This window comes from Bradyrhizobium sp. 155 (assembly GCF_023101105.1).
Taxonomy (GTDB): domain Bacteria; phylum Pseudomonadota; class Alphaproteobacteria; order Rhizobiales; family Xanthobacteraceae; genus Bradyrhizobium; species Bradyrhizobium canariense_D.
The window spans coordinates 7206148-7224408 of sequence record NZ_CP064704.1 but is presented as its reverse complement, the minus strand read 5'-3'; the positions used below and the strand labels follow the sequence as shown (position 1 = coordinate 7224408).

Below are 18261 nucleotides of genomic sequence, written 5' to 3'. Positions count from 1 at the left end.
TGCGGCAAATTCCGCGCGGAGATATTGAACGGCCCTGAAATTACAAGGCCGTCGAGATCTTCTCCGGCTATGCAATAGGACCGGCCAAAGGAGTTCAGGTGAAAATGGTTTCCGTCACGATCAGGATCACACCGCAACGACAAGCAGGCGATACCGATTATGATGTCCTCCTGATCGAAGAGGACGGAACGGAGACGGTCGGGTTGATCCGGCACGCCGACCTGACGACAGGTCGCTGGACCGCAAATGTCAGCCGCGCGTCACCCCCGCCCGCCACGGATGTTGTCAGCAAAGTATCCGGCGTGACACCCGAACGGCGCAGTCATCCGGACTATGAGGAGATTGCAACAACACTCTACGAATGGCTTTTGCCGGCCGGCGCCGTGCGCCAGCGCTGGGGCCAACTCGGCGTCCCCCGGGTCTATGTCGAGACCGAGGTCGACGCCCTGGAGCGGTTGCCGTGGGAAATGGCGTGCCCCGCGACGCCGCCCCGCCAAAGGCCGGCATTGATCGGGGGCCTCTGCCGGCTGACACAGCAAGCCGGTGCCGCGGTTCCGGCGACCAACCGTCGCTCGAACTGGCCGTTCCGGATCCTGATCGTGGTCGGTTGCACCGAAGCCGATGAGGCGGGGCTCGGCGTCGGCAAGGAAGTCGACGCCATCGAACGGGCATTTCACCCGCTCGGACGAACGGTCGACGTCCATTGCATGCGCCGGCCGGCGCACGCCGAGATGATGGAATGGATCGCGCGCTTTCAACCACATGTCCTTCACTTCGCCGGCCACGGCATCAAGGTCGCGGGAGCGGAACAATACGGCCTGCGCATCGAGAGCGCGGGCGGTGCCTGGACCTGGTTGGGTGACAATATCGACAACGACTTGCCCAGGGCACGATGGGTTCCGACGTTTGTTTTCCTGAATGCATGCCGCAGCGCCGCCGAACAGTACGGCGCCTGGAGCACGCACCGAAGCTTTCTCGCCGGCGGCGCCAAAGCCGTGCTGGCCATGCAGGCAGACGTCAGCGGCAATCTCGCCGGGGATTTTGCGGCCGCCTTGTACAAAAGCCTGGCGACCGGCACGAGCCTGGAAGACGCCATGAACCAGGCGCGCGCGGTCATTCCGGGCGTTCCCCGCGACATCGGCTGGGCGCTGCCCGCAATGACCGTCCGCGAACGGAATGCCAGACTGTTCGCGCCTCAGCCGCTCCCTGCCGACGAGAGCTACGAAAAGTGCGCTGAATTCGAAGACGTGCGGCTGTTTGCCAATTGCCGCGAGCCGCGGCGGGACTTCACCCACTGGGCCTATCCCTGCATCGCGACTCCCGGTCCGGAAAAAAACGTCCTGCTCGTCGTCGGCGAGCAGAACTCAGGCAAATCCCACTTGCTGAAATGGTGCATGGAGAATTGGGTCATCGGGGGGGGGCGCGTCCGCTACATCAAGGTGCACGATGGGCAGCCCAAGACCTTCCTCTCGGTGCTTCGGCAAATCCGCGACGGCGAAGCCGACGATCGCGACATCCAGACCCATCATCTGCATGCCGGGCTGCCCAAGCCGGCGTTCCGGCAATTCAACTGGCGCCTGAACCATCTGATCCGAACCGGCACCTTTGGCGAATGGATCGAGGCGGATCATGCGGAAGCGGAGATTACCGACGAGGGGCAGCCATTCACGGCGCTGGGCGAAAGACGGCCGGAGGAGGAAATCGGAGCGTTCTTCCTGGAGGCGTTGCGCGCCGCGGCGGGGGACAAACCGCTGGTGCTGGTGTTCGATCAGCTCGAAGGCGGCGTGGGAGGACGAGAACGCCTGCTGCCGGTCGACGAATTCGAACAGCTGCTCCAGCGCCTGGTCCTGCCGATTGCCGACGCGCCGTCCAGTCCGGTCAAGGTCGCCATTGTCGCGACGAATGCGCAGGAATCGGCGTTCAGGCTGGCGCCGATGCCGGCGAGATACGCCGGCCGGGTGGCGAGATATCAACTGCCCACCAATATCTCGAACGACGAACTGACCGCTCTCGCCGTCGAAATGATGTGGTTCAAGGATGAAGAATGGATCAAGGATCTGGCGAGCGTCTTGTTCATGCGTCCGCCGCAACGGGAGGCTCCTGCACCGCTGGGATTGGCCCGCCTGCGGGTGATCCGAAACATGATGCGAGACAACTACGAAAATTTGTATAATGCCGTGGAGCGCATGCGATGAGTCTTCCAGACATCGCAACCATTCTGCTGCAAACGCTGAAGAGCTTCCCGGCCGACATGCCGCTGGACGAGGTTCTCGCGAAGATTCGGCCGCAACGGCCGCCGGGCGTGGCCGAGGCGATCAAGCAGTGCGCGCTCGTCCGCTGGTTCGACGAGCCGCTTTATGCGTCGCTCTGCAAAGATCTCAAGGACAGGCCTCCGCTCGAAGAATTCATCCAGAACACCGAGGTGCGCCGGCTTCGGCCCGGCCACTGGTCGATCGAAGATGGCGAGCGGACACGCGTGCTCAAGGATTGGCAGGCCGAACCACATGGCTGGAAGCGCCGCAACACCGATATCGGGTATCATTTCGTGGCAAGGGACGAGCCCGAGGCGCAACTTGCCGCGGTGTATCATCTGGCAGCCTCGACCGACCCGGAGCGGGTCATTCCGTTTTTTCAGAAATGGTTCAACCGCGCCAATGAGGCAGACGACCTGGCCCAGTGCAACGCGCTGCTCGAGATGTTGCGCCTTCAGGAAGGTTGGCGCGGATCGCAGGTGTCGGCCGTGTGGCGGGAGATGCAGCTGGTCCACGCCGCGCGCGTCCTGTTCCTGGACGATTATTACAAGACCGGCTCCTACTTCGAGCGGCCGGAGTTGCTGGCGAACTTCCTGTCGGTGATGAACCGAACGCGTGGCGACAAAGTCTGGATCTTCCATCTCCATGCGACCGGCGGTGCGGGCAAAACCATATTCCAGCGCTGGCTGACGGCGCGCCATCTGGTCCCGAAGCGGATCCTGTGCGCCCGGCTGGACTTCGATGAGTGGCGCCTCAACGATCTGCGCAAGTTCCCGCTGCAGCTATTCCGGCGAATGATCGAGCGATTCACCCAGCAGCCGTCAGGCGGCGACACATTACGATCGCTGCTCGAAAAGCTGCGCGTTGAGGAGCTCAAGAGCGGCTGGAACCCCGACCTGATCGATGAAATCAGGCGACAGATCCGCGGCGCACGCATCACTTCTCCCATTGTCGTGATGCTGGATACGCTCGAAGAGGCCACTCTGTCGGCCGCCGACTGGCTGGAGCGATGCGTGGATGCGCTTCGGTTGATCCATGAAATTTGCCCAACGCTCACGTTGGTGCTGTCAGGCCGCTACAACATCGCCGCCCGAAGCAATGTGCTACGCGCCGGCGAATTCCATTCCTACGACCTGCCCCGCTTCACCGACACTGAGGCCCATCAATATCTCGAAAAGCGCGGCATCGGGTCGGGTTCGGTCCGGGACGCGATCGTGGAGCGTACCGAAGCCGAGGAAAATACGGCGGCGAAGCCCTCCGAGGACCGGCTGATCGGGCGCAATCCGTTCAAGCTCGCCATGTTTGCCGAGCTGGCGCTCAATCGCACCAACCTCACGGCCGATGAAGTAAGACGTTTTCCGCGCGTCGACATCGCCTATCTGATCGAGCGAGTAATCAAGCGCATAGAATCCCAGTCAGTGCGCTGGATGATCCGGTATGGCGTCATCGCCCGGCACCTGACTCTGGAGTTCGCCGAAGCCGTCTTGCTGCCGCCGCTGTTGAAAGCGCTGCGCGGCGAGCAAAAGGACGAGCCCGGCAAGGGTCTCGACGACCACAGCCGCGATGTCTGGAAACCCGACGCCGATGCCGTCGAGGCGCTGGAAAAGGACGGCATGGAAGGGCTCTGGAACCAGCTATCCGCCTACGAGCGCGATCGGGGATGGCTGACGTCGGTCAAGGACCACGGGCAGACCGAGTTGCATTTTCATCCCGAAGTGGTCATTCCGACCCGCGAATTGCTGCGTGGACAGGACATTTTCGCCGAATTGCAGCTCGCGGCCGCGGCCTATTTCGAGCGCAAGGCGGAATCGGAATCCGCGGCCGAGGTCGCGCTCGGCTATCTTCAGGAGGCGATCTTCCATCGCTTTCAGGCGAACGACACCGAAGCGAAGCAATTCTGGATCGGACAGGTGCATGGCGCGGCGAACCGGTTCGGTCCCGCCGCGGCCGTGCCGGTCGCGGCGGAAATTCTCGGCCGCGATTATGCGGAGGCCGAGCGCAACCCCCGTCCGGGGGTTTCCTCGCCCGAACTGCTAGTGTCCGCGCATTGCGAAGCCGCGGAATTGCTGATGCAGGCGGCGGGACTGAAATTCGTCGAGCCGGTCAACCGGAACGAGTTCAACCGGCACATCGAAATCGCCCTCGACATCGCCGCCGGGAAGCCTGGCCTCGAGGACGCGATTCCACTTCCTCTCAAGCAGATCTTCTGGGCTTGGCAATCCGGTTCGCCCGAGAAGGCTGCGGCATATCTGCGCGCGGCGATCCCGGGTGCGGAGGGCGCCCGTCATGCGTTCACGCTGCAATTCCAGCTTTCCAACATCCTGCTGAAGTTCCCGGCCGCCAACACCCCGGTCCACCTGCGCGAGGCCTTGCGGCTGCTGCCGGATGCCGAATGGGCCGGCGTCACGACCACCGACCTGCATCTGGCATTGGCCTTCCACTACACATTCCTCGGCGCGCACGCCGCCGTCATCGAGGCGCTGAGTTCGGCGGCGCGCAGCGCTCAAAATCCCCGCGCCCGCGCCCGCGTCATCAACCACGAAGCTTGGTATGCCATCGGCGTGGGCGACGGTTCGACCGCCGCGAAACGGCTGATCCAGATGCGCACGATGCCGGCCGACACGCTGCCCGCCGCCACGTCGCTCCAGCTTCTCGAAGGACGGCTTGCGATCATGGACTCCGAGCCGTTCAGGGCGCTGCGTGCCTGTGAACAGGGTCTGACGGTTGCCGATAACGAGAGCGAACGGGCGCGGTGCCTGGATCAGCGGGCTGAGGCTCGGGCGTTGTTGTTCCAGTTTCGCGCCGCATCGAATGATTGGGATTCGGCGGCCAAGATGTACGCTCTCGGCGTCATTTCGGCGGGACCGGCGCGGTGCGCCGTGCTCTCGGCGACCATGAAGGCGCGCGCGATGCAGGACTACAAGGAGGCCGAGACGGAGATCTCGTCGGCGCTCTCCCTGCCCGGCAGCGAGGATCTCGAGATCCGGACCGAGCTCAATCTGTTGATGGCGTTCGTGCTGTGCCGAACCGGCCGCACCGAGTTGGCGCGCTCCATCGTGGCGATGCTGATCGAGCGCCCCGCCGTCCCGCCGCACATGCACGCACGGGTGTTGATGTTCGCGCTGGTCTTCAAGCTGCGCGAAGCCTCGGCCGAATTCCTGGAAGACGTGCGCGAGACGATCGGCCAGATCCAGCCGATCAGCCGGACGGCGGAGGCGCTGGACTGGGTCAGATATGCCGAAGGCGGCATCGATGTTCCCGCGGATTTCGTCATGCGGCTGATCGGACAGTTCGCGCGCCCTGGATCGGATCTGTCCAGCGGCATCGAACTGCTGATCCGGCGCGCCGACGTTTACCGGGTTTTCGGCAGGATCGACGACGCCGGAAGGGAGCTTGACCGCGCCAGTGCCGGCTGGCTCAAGGAAGCCGCCACCGAGTTCAAGGACGCCGGCGAAGGCCGGCTGTTGAGAGCGTGGCACTTGAACCAGGCGCGAAAACGCCTTGGGCAGACCACCACCCGGTTCAGGTATCTGCTCGATCGGGTCCGGACCACGGATTTGGCAGGCACCCCGTTCCATGACGCGCTGGTGTGCGAGGCCGCGGAGGAGGCGCTGGGCGCCGGCGATGCCGCAGCCGCGCGCGAGATGCTTGGCGCGCATTCGCCGGCCGACGAACTTCCGAATATCTGGCAAGCTCGCCGCCTCGACCTGCTGGCAAGGGTTGCGCCGCCGGAGGATCGCTCCCGCCTGCACCGCGAAGCCGCGGATTTGTATCAAGCGCTCGGACTGTCTCCCCCGGCGCAGCCGGAACGCAGCTCTGCGAGCGTTCCCGCATCGAGCCTCGACCACGCGCCGGCTCAGAACGCGATCCCGATTTCCCAATCGGATTTGTCGCCGTCCCTGAACAACGCAGCCACGTCGCACGCATTCGCGATCGATTTCCTGTCCGGCAGCTGGCGCGCGTTCGAGGCGGAACTCCGCGGCGTCCTTCGCAACCGGCATGCCGAGGACGCCGCGATTCTGCCGAGCAGGGCTGTTGCGGCGCTGCCCTGGGAACTCGGCGGCGCGCTATGCCGGCAATCGTCGGTAGCGCCGCCCCGCGCCTCGATCGCCGGGGATCGGATGCGTGACGCCGCTGTACTCTTGCTGATGCCGGCAAGCAGCGAGGACGACGTCAGCATTTCCGCGTCTAGCGGATTCCGCCTCCAGGACGTTTACTATAGCGGCGGCATCAAGCCGTTCATCATGCATGTCAGCGACGTCAAAGTTTTGTTTGACGCGATTAATCAGAACGATCCTCCGGCCCTGATACACATCGTTGCCGCCGTGCGCGAGGGATCCGGGGGCCCCTATCTGGACTTTGCAAGCACTACCCATCGGCTGGAGTCGATCGGAGGTGGATCAAGCTATGGCGAGGCCAGCCTGACCACCGCGCAATTCCTGGGAAGGCTGCTGCGCGGCCTGTCGCGGCCGCCATTCGTCATTCTCGACATCACCCATCCGCTCAACGCGGCCGAAGCCGTTCGCATGCTGCTGCTGCGGAATATGTTCGCAACCGAGCTGTTTGAACTGGGCATGGCGCGCGGCGTTCTCGGCTGCGGCCTCGCAACGCCCGACAAACGGCATGCGCTGAGCGCCATAATCACCGACGCATTGCTGTCCGACAGTGTTACGGCGCCGATTCACCGACTGCGCGACGTTCCGCCGATCGATCTCGACCAGCTCCTGCCCCGGCACGCGGCGGCGTTGTGGACCAACGATCCGGAAGACCGGTTGTTTTTACCATGAGTGCCGGGCTGAACCAGCGGCGGCGCGCCGAGATCGACGCCAAAGTCGAAAGCCTCGACAAGGAATTGGCGCACTGGAAGGCCCTGACCGAATGCGAAGGGCTGGGGCTGCGCCGGCACCACACGCAGGTGGGCCGCGTTGCGGAGGTTCTCGACGGGCTGACCGAATCGGTCAGGCAAGTCCTCGCGCGCCTGCCTGAAGGCGCGAACGTGCTCGACCAGGCGAGTTCGCTGGAAAATTCGATTCTGGCCGCCCATTCGATCTGGGAGGTATTTCGCGCCAAACTCGTGCTGCGGGAGGACGCGATATTTCGCGGCGTGCTCGCCGCCTGCGATGATTTGGCCTGGGAGTGCTACGGGCCGGCTATGCAGCTGTTCGATCCCGATCGCAAGGGACCGCCGCTGGTGTACTTCACGGCAACGTGGAGCCCATTCATGACGCCCCGCGATTCCAGTTTCCATAACGAGGTTCGCGCCGGCCCGGGGGCGGCGGGCGCATTGCGCGAAGACCAATTTCTACGCGTGCTGAAATACCTGCCGATCCCGTTGATCAGCGTGCCCTGGTATCATGCGGTTCATCTGCCCGGCGCCATTATCATTGCCCATGAAATCGGCCATGTCGTCGAATTCGACTTTGACCTGACCGCCGACATCGCCGCGGCGTTGTCGAATGCCGGCCTCGAACAGGATTACATCTGGAAGGGGTGGGCCTCGGAGATCTTCGCCGATCTCTATGGCTGCCGGTGCATGGGGCCGGCCTTCGTCGGCGCCATGATGGACCTGCTCACCGCATCGGTATCCTCGGTGCAGAACGAAATCCGCAGCGGCGGCAAATATCCGAGCCGCGCGCTGCGCGTCGAATTGATGCTCGAAGCCTTGCAGCGGGACCATGCGGCCGACGCTGCGCGCCTCCGCACGACTTGGCAAGAGGTCTATGGGCCGCTCGAAACCATGCCCGAATTCAGGCAAGACGTCGCAACGGTGGTCGACGCGATCCACGCCGGCCCCTACCGGGGCCACCGGTTGACCGACATCATCTCAATTTCAGGCGATGCGTTCGCCGATCGCACCATCGGCGAAGCCGCGGGTCAGGGGTCGGCGCGCGATCTTTGCAACTTTACCGATCCACGCCGGCTCTTCGCCGGGGCTCAGTGGCTGCACGAGAACCCGCAACCGAACCAGCATGCCGGGGCCTTCGGACTGATCGTCGATCAGATTGGGAAAAAGTTCGTCAATCAGTTCCGCAGCAGCGACGGATCGGTTGCGAACGAGGCCGCGGTGAAAGCCGATCTGGCGGCCCGGCAGGATGGCGACCGTCAAAGTGGCCGCGCCCTTGCAGACCTGCTCGCCGACGCGATCGCGCATGCCCCTGACGGCAAATGAGCCGCCCGGATCGCGGGTCCGGCAACCCTCAGACCTGCGGCATGTCCTCGACCCGCAGCCGGACCGCCGGGTCGCCGAGGATGAGGAAATTTCGCGCGTCGTCGCGCGACACCCACAGATTGCCGAGCTTGCGGAGCGCGACATCAGCGCCCCTGGCAAGATCGGCCTGCATGTCGCTGAGCTCGGTTGCGATCGCCGCCCAGCGCAGGTTGAACATGTCGGTGGCCTGGCCGATGCGCTGGCCGTTCAATAGCCGGCCGATCACGTCGCGAAACCCTTGAATTTGCGAACCGCCGCGCTGGCCCTGGAATGAATAGGCCCAGGCCCGTTCGACATGGGCGAGCACCGCCAGCGCCCCGCCATTGGGATGCCCGAGCAGTCGCTGCGGCAGGCGCGACAGGAACGCCTTGTCGGCGATCTTTTTGGGCGTCCTGTTCAGGCGGTCGAAATCGTCGATTTCGGTGCAGCCACCGCCGTAGCAGGCGAACAGGAAGTGCATCATGCCCTGAAGCTTGGCGTCGTCGGGAACGTCGGAAGCCGCGAACCAGTGCTCCTGCGTGATCGGGCCGGAGCGATCCCAGTCCTGGCACACCAGGGCCCCCTGCGCCTCCAGCTGACGGGCGTCGCCGAACGGAAACTGCATGCCGTGGCTGCCGCTGACGAGCAGGGCCGGCGCAGGCTGGATCTGGCCGCGCAGCAGGTCCGCCAGCGCAGCCTTCGTCGCCGCCTCGCCGAGCAGCTTTTGCAGGCCGAATTTCTGCCGCTTCCACACGCTGCTGCCACCGTTCTCGCCGTCCGCCAGCGGCCGCGCCACCTGGCGCATGAACAGCTGGGTCGCGTCATCGAAGTCATGCTCGGTGGCGAAAATCGTCCCGCGGCGTGCCGTCGCAACCGTGGCAGACGTCTCGTAACGGACGACGCTTTCGGCGTAGCGGCGGAACTCATCGGCGGTGTCGAACCACAGCCGTCCCGCGGCCCAGTAGATGTCGAGGGAATACTGAAATTCGAACGGCAACTGGTCGGGGGGGCCGACCAGCAGCAGATAGAACGGCACGCCCTTTTCCGGATCGACGACGTCCAGTCGCACTCCGCGCCGATTGAGCCAGCCATTCGCGGTGTCGCCGGGCCGATAGCCGTCCGGCCCGTCGAAGATCTTGAACGGCTGCGCCTGCGCCTTGCGATGGTCGAGCAGCGGCTGCAGCGCATCCTTGATCGCCTGGCTGACGCCTGGCGCGTAGATGACGCCCCATCCGGCCTGCGCCAGATCGCTCGGATCGACGCCGCCCTCGGTGGCGAACGAGATGTTGGCCGGATCGACACGGCTCGACAGCGCCATGGTTTCGGGGGTGGGCTCGATCTCGCGGCCCACCAGGGCGCTGATGACCTCGTCGGTCAGCCCGTTGAGCGGCAGTCCGGTGTCGGCACGAATACCGAACGGGACTGGAGCATCGTCATCGTGAGCCATGAGCGCGAGCCCCTCAGCCCTGGCCCGCTGCCGACGCGAAGGCCGCCGCCCAGATCAGATGCGCGACTTCGGGCCCCGCGATATCGCTGTGGGCGCCGCTGACTCCGTCCAAATGGGCAATGAACTCCGAACCGTCCAGATTGTAGACCTTGCCGGTCTCGAACTGGTAGGCACCCGACGCGCCCAGCATCTTGAGCTCGCGGCGCGAAGCGTCTGGCACGCCCTGCAGGCCGAACGCGCCGATCGCGCCGAACTTGGGAAAGCTGTTCGCGAAATTGACCGACCCCCTGATACGGGACGCCAGCGGATAAAGCGAGCCCACCGCACTGTCGTGTTTCGACTGCGTGGTGACGATCGGCCCGCGCACCTTGCCGTCGGTCATGATGCGGCTGAAATATCCCGGACCCGCGGCGTCGAACGGGATGCTGTCCGCATAGCACCACAAGGATACCGCGCCTTGCACCAGCGCGACGGAATCGACCGGACGCGACAGCGGTCCGGCGGCGCCAGGCCCCCCCAGCATCCCGGACACCACGATGGTGCCGAAGCTGTGACCCATCAAATGGATCCGCGTGTGGTTGTCCGCGGTTGCGGTCTGCAGCTTCTTGAGGAAATCGTGCATGCCGCCTTCGCCGATGGTGCGGGCGCGCTTCTTCATGGTCCAATAAGAGAGCTGGCGCAGCGGTCCGAGCAGTCCGCCAAGGTCGATGCCACCGCCGCCGAACGACGTCGGGCCAGCCTCGTTGCCGGCATCGAAGGAATCCTCCGGGTCAAAGCCCTCGCGATCCGCATCCGGCGGCGCGTCCACCCCTTCGCTATGCAGTCCGAGCGCGTCGTTGAGGTCGAGATAGGCCTTCTTGACGTGTTCGGGCAACTCGTCGGGTTTGCTGTTGCGCCGCGCCTCCTCGATGATGATTTCGAGCGGCCCGCGAATCTTCGGGCTGTCGCCCAGGCGCTTCAGATAGATTTGCAGCAGTGCATCGGCGCCGAGAACCGCGCCGCCAAGCGCGAACGAAGCGGACCCGACCTCCTCGTCGCCAAACGGCAGGCTGGGCCAGTGCAGGCCGATGAAAAGCGGCCGGAAGTTCGGAAAGACCGTGTCCGCCTTGGCGCGGTCGGCCGATTCTGCGAATGCCTTGATCCAAAGAGCGTACTGGTTCTTGGCGCCGGGCACGTCACCTTTCCAGCCGTGACAGAACAGGAAAACGTTGGTGACCTTGTCCGTGCGCGCCTTGTCGATGAGGCGCTGGCTCATCAGCCCCCCCGGTTCGGATATCTCCTTGCCCTCGACGTCGAAGCTGATCAGGCCATATTGAATGTCAATGCCGGAGATGGTCTCGAAGCCCATGGCGTTCCCCCAAGATCGTTCCCGTGTAACCATTACCGCATATATCGAAACGCGACCAGAGGTTGTTTCTTAAACCTTGCCCGCGTCCGAACGACCCGATCGAACGTGACGCGGGAACTCCGCCGGCGAGCCAGCACGCTCCGGTAGATAGTTAACCGTTCCGCCTGCATCGCGCGGCCTCATTTTACCAACCGGATACGCCTGCCATGCGCGCCCCGATATTGACGACAGCCCAGGCATAGCCGTTTTTGGTTTCGGACGACGCAGCACGCCTGGAGCCGATGTAGCCCGAGGAGCGGGGCGAGGCGAAGCGGGCTCCGGCCTGCCCTTGCTGCAGGCCGCGACGCCAGATGATCAGTGACTAATGATCGGAACCGGCGGGGATACCGCGATGACTCGGGCCTGGGTTTCTACCATGTTCGTCAGACCCGCGGCGCTGACACTGTCCGTCGGCTCGCCGTTACCCGACGGAGCGAACAGCCAGCCAAATTCCAGCGGGCTGATCTCCGGTTTAAGCGCCCGCGGCGAATGCAGGATCGAGACGTCCGACCAGAATTCGCTGGAGCCACCTTTGGTACCGTCGATCGAAACGAAGAATCCCGGAGCCGCGTTCGTGGCGGCGACCAAAGGAAATTGATCGGCTTCAGCAAATTGCCCGCTCGATGTGGCGAGGGTTCCGTCGGAGTAGATGATCTGCAGGTCGTAGGTTCTGGCCGTTTCCGAGCCTCTGAAGGCGAGCCTGAGCCCGACCGCGAACTTCGAAGGCAGGTTGTTGAACTTGACCGGCAGACGAAACGGATTGAGCTCACCACTGCGATTGCGCCAGAAGTTGAGCCGTATCTCGGTGAATTTGGCGATCTGCGCCGGCGGGCCGACGAAGCGGAAGTGCAGTTGCACAGTACCGATGTTTTGCTCGAACTTGAATCCGGTTGAGAGCAGGTCGAAATAGGCTTGCTTGTAGGTTTGCGGAACTTGCGGTCCCTCCGCGCACAGGATCGCTGCCGGAGTCTCGAATTCAACAATGCGCACCACTTCTTCCTGCGGCTTGAAGATCTTGCCATCGTTCAGCCGGAGATTGCCGTCCATCGTGACCAATTGATATGCGGCGTCGGCATCGGCGGAGGTGCGGCAGAACACCTCCACAGGAGTGCCAAGCTCCTTCAGGAAACGCGACGAAATCAGGCCGACGTGTCGATGCACGTGGATCGGGGCAGGATTGGCGAATGTCGAGGAGCATAGCCAGACTGCCTTGCTGTCCGCAGGCGATCCGGTCCGATGGAACGTAAGGAATTCGTGGTTGTCGTGGTTGAGCTTCGCGGTCAGCTCGCGCACGTGAATGGGACCGGTCTTCCACTCGTTGTTGCCGAGTTCGGCAACATGAACGAAATCGAAATCGCGCCCGGTCTTGGTCCATCGGAGGAACGTTGATCCGCTCGCCATCGTCTGGAGGGCGCTTGCGGAAGTAGCTTCGAGTCGCACGGAGGGTGGACGTGGCTCCTCCTTGGGACCGCCTGCGTCATCCTTCACCTTCTTCTCTTTGGGCGACGACCATTCGAAGCCCGCGACCACCTGGGGGGTATTGATCTCGCCGCGCTCGGTCTTTGCCGAACCCGTGCGGACGAAAATAGACAAGGCGTGGCGTGCGGGCGCTACCTGCTGATGCAGCGCGGAGAGCTTGCCGAACTGTTCCAGGGTGACCGTCGCGACGGCAACCCAGTCCCGCCCGGGGTTTGAAAAGCCATCGATGGCCAGTATGGAAGCGCATAGCTCGATGTGCTGCTTGTCCGAGCTTTGCCTGAAAGCCAGAAGCGCCATCGAGCCCTCCAGGCCTTCGACTTTGTACCGTAGCAGGTCGGTCTCTTTGTTGATCTTCGTATCCCGTTGATCGAAATCGATCCACCAGGCGTTCTCGGCCTCGAGCCCGTTGCTGTTGTTGCCTCCCGCTCCCGTCCATGCGGGATCGATGTAGCGGCGCATCGTGACGCCGGCAAAGAATTCCTCGAGCGGTGGCTTGCTGCCGAACAACACGTCCGGCTTGAGTACGAACATTGAGTTGGGAAAGGCCGGCGCCGGCGCGTCCACGTTGTCAAAGGTGAGGCCGATCGGCCCTTCGCCGCGCAGCATGAGGCTGAGCGCGGTTTCGCTGCCGAGAGCACGATAATCGAGCTGCGCATTGCGGCCCGCTTCCTTGCGTGCGTCTCGAATTTCGAGAGGGTCAACGTCATTCTCAAAGCCGTAGCCGAAGCCAGTCTTGATCTCGGTGGCGATGCGATCGGCGAGGCCGCCGCGTGCATAAGGCGGTTCCTGCAGGATTGCCGCGACCGGTGGCGCCGGCCGGTCAATCCTTTCGCCTCCCGGCGCGGTCGTAAGCGGGATCAGCGCGCGCAGCTGCGGCCGCGTCAGCTGGATACGCGCAAGATCGGCCAGCATGGCCACACGCATCGTCCAGCCATGGGCCTGGGTCTCCAGCTTGTCGGTGCGCCAGGCATTGACCTGACGGCTGTCCCGCTTAAGCAGTGCGCCAGCATAGCGCGAACGCAGGGTAAAACGGTGTCGGAAGTAAGTTGCCGATTCCGGATTCCAGTGATGATCCTGAAGTATGGTGCTGGCCGGCAGCGGTGCTAGTTGTTGCGTTACGGTCTGGGCGTCGACATCCGACCGATCGAAGAATGCCTCGAGTTCGAACTGCGCCAGTCTTCCGGCCATGTCGAGGTTCAAGGGCAGGGCGGGCTGGTTTCTGGATTCGGTTGACGGCTTCTTGTCGATGGCGAAATCGGGCTCGCGGGGGTTGATGAGGTGGTAGATCGGCCGTCCGCTCGGCCGCCAGCGCTGAGTGATCACATCGACTTCGCCGAGCAAGCGCCATTTTTCCCGCTGCTCGCCAGGCGCTGGCATGCCTGTCACGATTTCAAAGCGGCGGACGTGATCGATGCACCTGGCGGAGATGACCGCTGCAGCGAGAGCGATCGCGCCAGCGCCGTCTTTCTCGATACCGTCGTACATCGTCTCTGCCAGCAGCGCCGCTGCGGGGAAGATGACGTGAGTAGGCTCCGCGAGTGGTTCGGAAGAATCATAGACGTTGCGCGACGCGTACTGCAGCAGGCCTCGATAGATTACCGACGGATGATGACCGTCGCTCTTGAAGCGCTTTGCCCTGACCATGGTGTCCATCGACAACCGGGCGACCATTCCGGCCGGCACTGACGCCGTCCGTTTCATTGCCTTCGGCTGGTTTATCGGCGCGAGCGCCAGTGGTCCCGGCTGGACCGTGACCTCAAAGCGAAATTCCTTGTCGAGAGGTTTGAGCAGATTGTCGAGGAACCACTTCGGGAACTTTTTCGTCTGCGCCTTGGACTTGGCGGCATACGCATTTGAAAATTCTGCCAACCGGCCACCGAGTTCGTGCAGCTGTGCCCCAACGGGCGCGATCGTTGCCTGCGTGAGGTCATCGAGTGCGACCAGTTCGAGCCGGATCTTTTCGACCGCCGGATCGGGCAAGCTCTCGAGGTTCCTGGCGAGTTCGGCATCGAACTTTCTCATGGCATAGGCGGTGGCCAGGTCGTTCATGAAGATGACGCCGGCGTTATTCTTCGGATCTTCTCCGCGCTCCCTGCCAAACGTTTCGAGAAACAGGCTGCCATTGGCGAACCAGCGTTCGAAATCGAGATAGCTGACCCGAGGTGTCGTAACGGTGGTAGTCACCGGTCGCTCGAGGCCACCCTTCCATGCGTCCTCGTCCGGCGCGAGGATCAGCAAGGGCTGGCTGACATTGTCGCTCTTCTGTGAGCCGATATTGGCAAAGGACATCGATGCCGAATGATCGTCGTCGGTCTTCAGGGCAAGACGCAGCCAGCCATTGAATTCATCGCCCGCCTTAAGGTCCCGCCGTTCCGGTTCGGCCCCGTCGCATTTGAACTCGAGCCAACGCTTGGGCAAATTTCCCGGGTCCGGCTCGAACACGATACGAATCGTGATGTTCGACAGGCTGGCAAATCCCTCGCCGATGACGAATGAGGCTCCCTTCGAGCCAGGCTCCTTGTCAGGTTCGTTCGCGGTCCCCTCGAAGACGTTGAGAGTGAGCGTCTTCGGTTGGCCGCTGATCTTGATATCGCTGATGTGCCATTCGCAGGTCTTGCTCGCGACCATCGACCCGCGGCCGTCGGAATCGCGCAGCAGGTCGCGTACGCCATCGATGCGCGCTTCGGCGTGCAGGCCCACGCGGGGGTAGTCGGCCGCAAGCGGCATCACCCCGTCGACCAATGCGCCGATACGGGCAGGCCGGCCCGCAGTGTTCTCGACGACTGACATCTGCGCAATCGCGGTGCGGCGCTGATAATCGACATTCGCGATGACCGTCTGGTCCTCGTTGCCGACAGAATCCTGCGGCGGCTTGATCTTCCAGTGGGGCGTCCACGGCGGCGTGCCCTCGTCCTGCAACCGGCGTGGCAACGTACCGGCGTTGCTGGTGATAAAGCTGAAGGTCTTGAACGTGCGGCCATAGGCAAGCCGCGGGACCCTGGGGTGGCGGTCCACCGCGTCGTGCGGATCCTGCACGTAGAACGGACGCCGCGCATCGCGCGCGACCATGTCGTTGCCGACGATGCTCTCCTCGAGGGCCCGGTCGGCGAACGGGAATCCGTGATACTCGACGAACATCGGTCCGCGGCCATCGTTGATGGCAGGCAGCATCGGATGAATGGCCGCTGTAATATCCGGCGGAGGGTCCTGCGACTCGCCGCCCGGTCGCGGCGGTGTCGGAAGCGTCCAGGTTAGATCGGCGAGGTGCGTATGAGCCCAGCTATCGTCGCCCGTGCCGAGATCGCCGCGCTGAATTGCCAGGCCGATTCCGTTGAAGTGTCTGGAAAACGCGTCGATCTTGCCGCCGTCGATATTGCCCGCGACCTCAATCGCCAGCGGCTGCGGCGTGCTGTCGGGAATGAAGCGGACGTCGGGATCGGAGAACGATGCGGCCGGCGCGAGGAAGTCGTGGAGGCCATCCTCGAGATGTACGTAGATCGACTCCAGCAGGGCATCGATCTGGCCCTGCAATTCCCCTGCGGGGATTCCGTCGGGTGCGGTGGTCAGCAGCAGCATGTCGGCATCGGCGCGGACCACGGAAGCCGCATGTGCATCGAAACATCCGCCGGCCGGAGTCGGAGTTCGGGTAACCCGGTTTGCGAAGAAGGCGCTGCTGTTCAGATTCTTCACCAGCAACGACGTATTGCCGGCTTTTGGTTCGAGCGAGGCGAAATCCAGCAGGCTGCGAACGAAGGATGCGCTTGCGGATCTGCGGACGGCTTCGGCGCCGTTGAAGCTGCCGGCGAGCTTTGTGCGGTAGGTGGGCCACGCCTGTTCGAACGCGGCTTTGACCGCGCCCTTGATTTTTGCTTGCTCCGCAGGGTCGGATGGGAGCGGTAGATATTGCTCGCCGACCTGTGTTGACAGAGATGGACCAGCCGTCTCGAACAATTTGATGATCGCGGCTTCTGTACCGGCCTCGTCGACCAGCCGCTGCTCGTATTGCAGCAGCGCCGTCGACACCTTGCTGGCCAGGCCACCCTTGTCGGCACCACCCTTGTCGGCACGAGCCTTGGCGGCTTTATCCGTGACGGTTTTGGCATAGGCGAGCACCTGGGCGCGCGGCTTGACTTTGTCAATCTCTGGCTTGTCGCGTGCTTCTTCGTAACAGGCGAGCGTCAACGAGATGAATTCACGCGCATCCTTAGGCTCTTCACTCTTTGGCGCCTCGATGTCATAGATCTTGCGCAATGCCTGAACGACGTCAGTCCGGGTCGGCTTCGCGCCGGACGGATTCGAAATCAGCGGGCTGGTACGGGAAAGGCCTTTCCTGATTGCAAGCGCGACGTTGCCCGGATCGATGATTGAATCCGGGAGCGATTTCTCCAACTGGTCGAGCATCGCCGACACAAGCGGCGCAAGCACTTCGCCCTGGGCGTGCGGGTCAAACCCGAATGGTTCAGCCGGCACGGTGAGCGGCTTCAGCGCGCCGATCACTACGTTGTCGAGCGCGGACAGCAGTCTTGCCACGACGTACCAGACGATCGAGCAGCAGGTCACTTCAACGGGCAGTCCGTCCTTCGTGACCTGGACGGTGCTCACACCAAAGCGATTTTCAAACGCGGGATCATCGTCCGGATTGCTGGCGCGCGAAGCGAGCGCGGCGTTCGCCGACAGCAGAGTTGCGGCACGCAGCTCGAACCATGTCAGCAGCCGGTGGACCTGGGGCGCTTCGGGATCGATTTCGAAATAGCCGTCCGGTGTCAGGCCGGGATAGATCCCCTTCAAATCCAACGGCGATGCTTTGGCGACGATCGACGTGTAACAGGTGACCGCGCCGACGTCTCCCTTCGCGTTATAGTCGAAAGTGCAAGCCGCCTCGTCGGCGAGCGGATCAGTCCCGAGCGCCTTGCCGGGCAATGTCTGCTGCTCGGGGTCGTCCACGAAGAACGGCAATACGACGACGCCGTCACCCGTCAGGGCGGCGACCAGCAGCTGAACGATGTGGGTCAGCCTGAACTTGTGCGCAACCGGCGCATTCCACGCCTGCGCGGCCCGAAGGCGATGTGACGCACCGATGACATCGACGTCGACAGCGCTGTCGGGGCGCCATTCCGTCGTGGCCTTCGTCGCCCAGTAGTCGATGTTGTGTTCGATCGGCGCTGCCTTCCGCTCCCGCTCGAGCCACTTGTAAATGGCGTCCGGATCCGCAGGTGCGACCGGCTCCGAAGTCAGATCGGTAATCTTCTTGTCATACTCGATCTCGATTTTTCCCGGATCCGTGACCTTGTAGAGCTGGAAGCGTACGTCGCGAACGGCTTTCAGGAAATCCTTGAACGCGAGCGCCGCGTCCTTTGCTTCCTGCTCGGGATCGGCGGCCGTGCCGTCGGTGCGAACCTCGAAACTCAGATTGACCGCGAACGAAGCCTTGTTCCCGTCGTCGTCGCTCGCGTGGAACGCGGTAGGTTCGCGGTCGACCAGGCAATGGATGTATTTTGAAATCGTCATA

Annotated in this window: 6 protein-coding genes; 3 read left to right on the top strand and 3 right to left on the bottom strand. The window is 63.3% G+C overall.

Annotated features, from left to right (window positions below):
* Positions 1 to 104: 104 nt before the first annotated feature.
* From IVA93_RS34375 to IVA93_RS34365, 3 genes are read left to right on the top strand one after another with little or no spacing between them, the layout of a single operon-like run.
* Complete coding sequence (locus IVA93_RS34375) at positions 105 to 2195, top strand: CHAT domain-containing protein (protein ID WP_247789945.1); 2091 nt, start codon at positions 105 to 107, stop codon at positions 2193 to 2195.
* Positions 2192 to 7039, top strand: coding sequence for an ATP-binding protein (locus tag IVA93_RS34370; protein WP_247789501.1), 4848 nt, complete (start codon positions 2192 to 2194; stop codon positions 7037 to 7039). The genes IVA93_RS34375 and IVA93_RS34370 overlap by 4 nt, the downstream gene beginning before the upstream one ends.
* Positions 7036 to 8421, top strand: a complete 1386-nt coding sequence (locus IVA93_RS34365; protein WP_247789500.1) for a hypothetical protein — start codon at positions 7036 to 7038, stop codon at positions 8419 to 8421. Before IVA93_RS34370 ends, IVA93_RS34365 begins: the two co-directional genes overlap by 4 nt.
* 28 nt (positions 8422 to 8449) lie before the next feature.
* On the opposite strand, the gene IVA93_RS34360 is transcribed toward IVA93_RS34365, so the two are convergent.
* The 3 genes from IVA93_RS34360 to IVA93_RS34350 form a co-directional block, all read right to left on the bottom strand.
* The gene (locus IVA93_RS34360) at positions 8450 to 9886 is read right to left on the bottom strand and encodes a C25 family cysteine peptidase (RefSeq protein WP_018460117.1); all 1437 of its coding nucleotides are present in this window, start codon (positions 9884 to 9886) and stop codon (positions 8450 to 8452) included.
* A gap of 13 nt (positions 9887 to 9899) precedes the next feature.
* On the bottom strand, positions 9900 to 11234 hold the full coding sequence (locus tag IVA93_RS34355; RefSeq protein WP_018460116.1) for a hypothetical protein: 1335 nt from the start codon (positions 11232 to 11234) through the stop codon (positions 9900 to 9902).
* 354 nt (positions 11235 to 11588) lie between these two features.
* Positions 11589 to 18260: a hypothetical protein gene (locus IVA93_RS34350; RefSeq protein WP_247789498.1), complete on the bottom strand. Its 6672-nt coding sequence runs from the start codon at positions 18258 to 18260 to the stop codon at positions 11589 to 11591.
* Between the last annotated feature and the right edge of the window lies 1 nt (position 18261).

Coding starts and splice junctions, on each gene's coding strand:
- IVA93_RS34375 (WP_247789945.1), top strand. CDS start 105: ATGGTTTCCGTCACGATCAGGATCACACCGCAACGACAAGCAGGCGAT.
- IVA93_RS34350 (WP_247789498.1), bottom strand. CDS start 18,260: ATGACGATTTCAAAATACATCCATTGCCTGGTCGACCGCGAACCTACC.
- IVA93_RS34360 (WP_018460117.1), bottom strand. CDS start 9,886: ATGGCTCACGATGACGATGCTCCAGTCCCGTTCGGTATTCGTGCCGAC.
- IVA93_RS34365 (WP_247789500.1), top strand. CDS start 7,036: ATGAGTGCCGGGCTGAACCAGCGGCGGCGCGCCGAGATCGACGCCAAA.
- IVA93_RS34370 (WP_247789501.1), top strand. CDS start 2,192: ATGAGTCTTCCAGACATCGCAACCATTCTGCTGCAAACGCTGAAGAGC.
- IVA93_RS34355 (WP_018460116.1), bottom strand. CDS start 11,234: ATGGGCTTCGAGACCATCTCCGGCATTGACATTCAATATGGCCTGATC.